Below are 1,536 nucleotides of genomic sequence, written 5' to 3' on the forward strand. Positions count from 1 at the left end.
TTTAGCGGTTGTACTCGATCTTTACGCACGCAGGGTGATTGGATGGTCTATGTCAGATCAAGCCTGTCAGCATTTAGTGACTAATGCTTTAGAAGATGCTTGGCGATCCAGAGGTAGACCTACAGGCTGATCCTAGACAGTATCGTGGACAACCAGCCCCTCTAAACTTTTAATATATTTCTGTTCAAAGGCTTCTGGACTTAACCAGCCGTTTGCAGAATGTCTTCTGATCCGATTGTAATAAATTTCAATATAGTCAAACAAGACAGCATTCGCTTCTTTTCGAGTCGAAAATACACTGCCATGTACCACATGACCTTTTAATGTATGAAAGAAGCTTTCAGTCACTGCATTATCCCAACAGTTTCCACGTCTAGACATACTCTGAGTACAATCATTTGTCAGTAACAGCGCTCTAAAATCACGACTACAGTACTGTGAACCTTGGTCTGAATGTACCATAACACCAGTTGGATAACCCTGACGAGCCATTGCATAGTTAAACGTATCACACACCAACTGGCGGTCTATTCGATGGCTGGTTTGCCACCCCACGATACGACGGCTAAATAAATCTAGCATCACACATAAATACAGCCAACCTTGCTTAGTACGGATATAGGTAATATCCGTTGTCCAGATCTTATTGGGTTCATTGACCGTAAATTGACGATCCAACAAGTTAGGCGCTGTAGGCAAACGATGGTTTGAATCAGTCGTATGCTTGTATTTACGTGCAATCCTGCTACGTAAACCAAGCTTTTTAAGCATTCTTCCAACGGTTCGTTCGCTCATGCTGTAACCTAAATCATGCATGTCATGTACCAATGAAGGTGCACCCAATCGTGCATGATGCTGCCAATATACGGCTTTTAAATCATTATATTTCTGCGCTGGATTGGCCTGGCGTTTTCGCCAGGCATAATAGCCTGAAGTGCTGACACCCAGGCATTTACAGGCAGAAGATACATTGACTTCATTCACATCCAGATCTTGAATTACCGTGTACTTTTCTTGGCATGATCTGTCAGAAAGTACACATGCGCTTTTTTTAAGATGTCATTGGCTTCCCTGAGCTGTTTGACTTCTTTCTCTAATTCTAAGATCCGCTGTTGTTCTGGTGAAAGTTGACGTTTGCTTGAACCCACTGGATTGGCTTCACGAATCCATTTGTCTAAAGTTGAATAACCCACACCTAATTTCTGGGCGATTGCAGCTATAGGTTCGTGGGAGTTTGAAAGTGCATAATCAATCGCTTGCTGTTTAAATTCAGGACTAAAACGTTTAGCCATTTCTTGAATCTCCAAAGATTAAAGTTACGTTATCTTTAGAGGGACGTGCTGTCCATTATTTTGGCTAGGATCAGGCGTAATATTTCATACCGATCAAGGCAGTCAGTATAAAAGTTCTCTGTTCAGATATAGGCTTCAGCAATATGCAATGGTGCAGAGTATGAGCCGCAGAGGGAATTGTTGGGATAATGCACCTACAGAGAGACTCTTTAGAAGTCTTAAAACGGAATGGATCCCAAAACTT

2 protein-coding genes and 1 pseudogene are annotated in these 1,536 nt (G+C 42.1%); 2 read left to right on the plus strand and 1 reads right to left on the minus strand.

The annotated features are described in order from the left end of the window. Window positions 1-130, plus strand: a 130-nt coding sequence (locus tag FTU54_RS15415; protein WP_373685801.1) for a DDE-type integrase/transposase/recombinase, incomplete at its 5' end; no start/stop codon positions are given. A 2-nt stretch (window positions 131-132) separates the two neighbouring features. Here the strand turns inward: FTU54_RS15415 and FTU54_RS15060 are convergent. Next, window positions 133-1,292, minus strand: a protein-coding gene (locus FTU54_RS15060; RefSeq protein WP_180074912.1) for an IS3 family transposase whose coding sequence is annotated in 2 segments (ribosomal slippage) — window positions 133-1,058 and window positions 1,058-1,292 — 1,161 coding nt in all. Because the reading frame shifts where the segments join, the coding sequence is not laid out codon by codon here. A 73-nt stretch (window positions 1,293-1,365) separates the two neighbouring features. Here FTU54_RS15060 and FTU54_RS15065 point away from each other — a divergent pair. Continuing rightward, window positions 1,366-1,536 (plus strand): annotated as a pseudogene (locus FTU54_RS15065) (IS3 family transposase); the annotation flags it as partial.

Source organism: Acinetobacter sp. YH12116, from assembly GCF_013418895.1.
GTDB lineage: Bacteria > Pseudomonadota > Gammaproteobacteria > Pseudomonadales > Moraxellaceae > Acinetobacter > Acinetobacter indicus.